Source organism: Nocardioides sp. (genome assembly GCF_031422975.1).
Classification (GTDB): Bacteria; Actinomycetota; Actinomycetes; order Propionibacteriales; family Nocardioidaceae; genus Nocardioides.
Genome location: NZ_JANPEO010000546.1, coordinates 1 through 2,698, shown reverse-complemented (window position 1 = coordinate 2,698; position 2,698 = coordinate 1). Strand labels below are relative to the sequence as shown.

At 66.7% G+C, this 2,698-nt stretch carries 3 protein-coding genes; all 3 read left to right on the top strand.

Annotated features, from left to right (window positions below; genetic code table 11):
* Positions 1 to 314, top strand: a 314-nt coding sequence (locus tag RMO85_RS16365; RefSeq protein WP_310529785.1) for a hypothetical protein, incomplete at its 5' end; no start/stop codon positions are given.
* 57 nt (positions 315 to 371) lie between these two features.
* Positions 372 to 2,201: an ABC transporter ATP-binding protein gene (locus RMO85_RS16360; protein ID WP_310529784.1), complete on the top strand. Its 1,830-nt coding sequence runs from the start codon at positions 372 to 374 to the stop codon at positions 2,199 to 2,201.
* 69 nt (positions 2,202 to 2,270) lie between these two features.
* A partial coding sequence (locus RMO85_RS16355) for a hypothetical protein (RefSeq protein WP_310529783.1) occupies positions 2,271 to 2,698 on the top strand: 428 nt, incomplete at its 3' end.

The window sequence follows — 2,698 nt, the reverse complement described above, 5'->3', positions numbered from 1 at the left end:
CCGGGGACGTGTGCACCGGCCTGGTCCTCTTGCACCTCCCGTGGCGCTCGCGCGAGCAGCTTGCGGGCAAGCTTCGGCAGGGGGCTGCGGCCATTGCCGCGGTGGACGGACAAGTGGACTGGGGTGACCACTGGCAGCGCCACGGGTCCACCGCAGACGACGAGCTGACTCAGATCTGGGACGAGCTCAGCGCCGGTCGCCCCGTGCCCACGCTCAGCTGGTCCCCGTCTGGTGGGCCAACCGTACGGTGCCGGACCGAGCAGCTCTCGTCCTGGAAACGGCTTCTTGGCACCGACGACGGTGGCGCCGCCTAGGCTGTGCATCCAGGCGCGCAGAACCGCGCGCGACGCCGACCTGAAGGAGTTCGAGAGTTGTTCGTCGCACTCCGTCGGGCGCTCGAGCTGTTCGACGCCTCGACCCGACGCAAGCTGCTGCTGGCCATCGTCGGATCCACCCTCATCGCCCTCGCCGAGGTGACCGCCGTCGCGCTGGTGCTCCCTCTGATGGCCCTGATCCTGGGACAGGAGGACGGTTCGATCGTCCCCCGCCTGCGTGACTTGCTGGGAGGGCCCAGCGACGGTGCGCTCGCGGCCACGCTGGGTGGAGCGGTGCTGGTCAGCTTCGTGCTCAAGGCGCTGCTGTCGCTGAGCGTCCGCTGGTGGACCCTCGGACTGATCAACACCGAGAGCGCTCGCTCTGCAGGCAACCTGCTGCGGTACTACCTCTACGCGCCGATGTCGCTGCACGTGCACCGCGGCACCGCTGACCTCTTGCGGATGATCAACGACGCCCAGGGCGCGGTCTTCGGTTCGGTCGTCGCGGGGTGGATGTCGATCGCGACCGAGGCGATCACAATGATCGCCATGGTGACGGTCCTCCTGATCGTGGCTCCACTGCCGACGCTGGTCGTCGTGACGTTCTTCGGCCTGTTCGGTTGGCTCACCCAACGGCTGATCCGAGATCGGGCACTCGACAACGGTGAGCGACTGATGGTGTCGTCCTACCTCTCGTCCCGTGCCGCACTCCATGCCCTCGGGGGCGTCAAGGAGATCAAGCTACGCAACGAACAGGAGATGTTCGTCGACGACTACATGGTGCATCGCTTGTCGATTGGCGAGACCGGGCGCTCCACAGCATTCCTCGCAGACCTCCCCAAGTACACGATGGAGATCCTCTTCGTGCTGGGCGTGGCGGTCATGACCGTTGCCTCGTTCGCCAGCACGGCGCCCGAGGGTGCACTCGCCCAGTTGGCCGTCTTCGTCGTCGCCGGTTTCCGGGTGCTGCCCAGCAGCGTGCGCCTCATCTCCTCGCTCAACGTGGTAAGAGCTGGGTTGGGTGCACTGGACCTGGTGCTTGGAGACCTCGTCCAGGCCAAGAACTACGTGCCCCACGCCGCACCACCGGCCACGACCCGGCTGCCATTCTCCAAGGACCTGGTGTTCGACGACGTGTCCTTCCGCTACCTCGACGCGGACCGAGATGTATTAGATGGGATAGACCTACACATTCCTGCCGGCACCTCGCTCGCCCTGGTCGGCACCAGCGGAGCTGGCAAGAGCACCCTCGTTGACTTGCTCCTGGGGCTCCAGCGGCCCACGAGCGGGCAGATCCTCGCCGACGGCGTAGACATCGGGGGTCGCCTCCCTGAGTGGCAGGCCAACATCTCGATGGTGCCCCAGGACGTCTACCTGCTCGACAATTCGCTACGCGAGAACATCCACTTCGCCCTCGCCAATGACTCCGCACGCGACGAGGAACTCATGGTGGCCGTCGACCAAGCGCAGCTCGGTGACCTGTTGGCCGAGATGCCCGACGGACTCGACACCCCGGTGGGCGAGCGTGGCACCCGACTCTCCGGAGGCCAGCGGCAGCGCGTCGGCATCGCGCGTGCGCTCTTTCGTCGTCCCCAGCTGCTCGTGCTCGATGAGGCCACCTCCGCCCTCGACAACGAGACCGAGCGTCGCGTTACCTCGACCATCGAGTCCCTGCACGGCAATGTCACAGTCGTCGTCGTGGCGCACCGCCTGTCCACGGTGCGCAGGTGCGACCAGATCGCATTCCTGGAGGCCGGTCGGATCGCAGCACTCGGCACCTTCGAGGAGGTGCGCCGGGGGAACTCGACCTTCGCGCATCTCGTGGAACTCGGCACCCTCGACGAACCTGACTCGGCTAATGACGCTCTAGCACTCGGGCTGGACTGAGCCGCCACCGTGGGTGCACTCGACCTGGCGCGACGCGCCAAGCACGCAGCCTGGGTGGCACGCCGCCGCATGGGACAGCAGGTCCTGTCCGTGCGCGATCGTGGCTACCGCGCCATCGACGAGGCACGGCCCCCGGTGTGGTCACGTGGCAATTTCGGGGGAAGCTTTCTCGACCGAGACGTGTTTCCCACCCGGTCGGCCCCATCTCAGAGCATCCCCCGTCGTGTGTTCGCGCTCTGGACGGGTGACAACGACCTCACGCCCAACCGCCGCGCTGCGCTGGCAGAGCTGCGCGCCCAGGAGGATCTGGTCGTGGTGCTGGTGTCGCCGGCCAACCTATCGGAGTGGTTGATTCGGGCTCACCCGCCTCACCCGGCATACGAGCACCTGTCGCTGGTCCATCGCTCCGACTACCTCCGTTGCTATCTCCTGCACCACCACGGTGGCGCCTATTGCGACCTCAAGCGCGGCTACGGGTCGATCGCGGCCTGCATAGC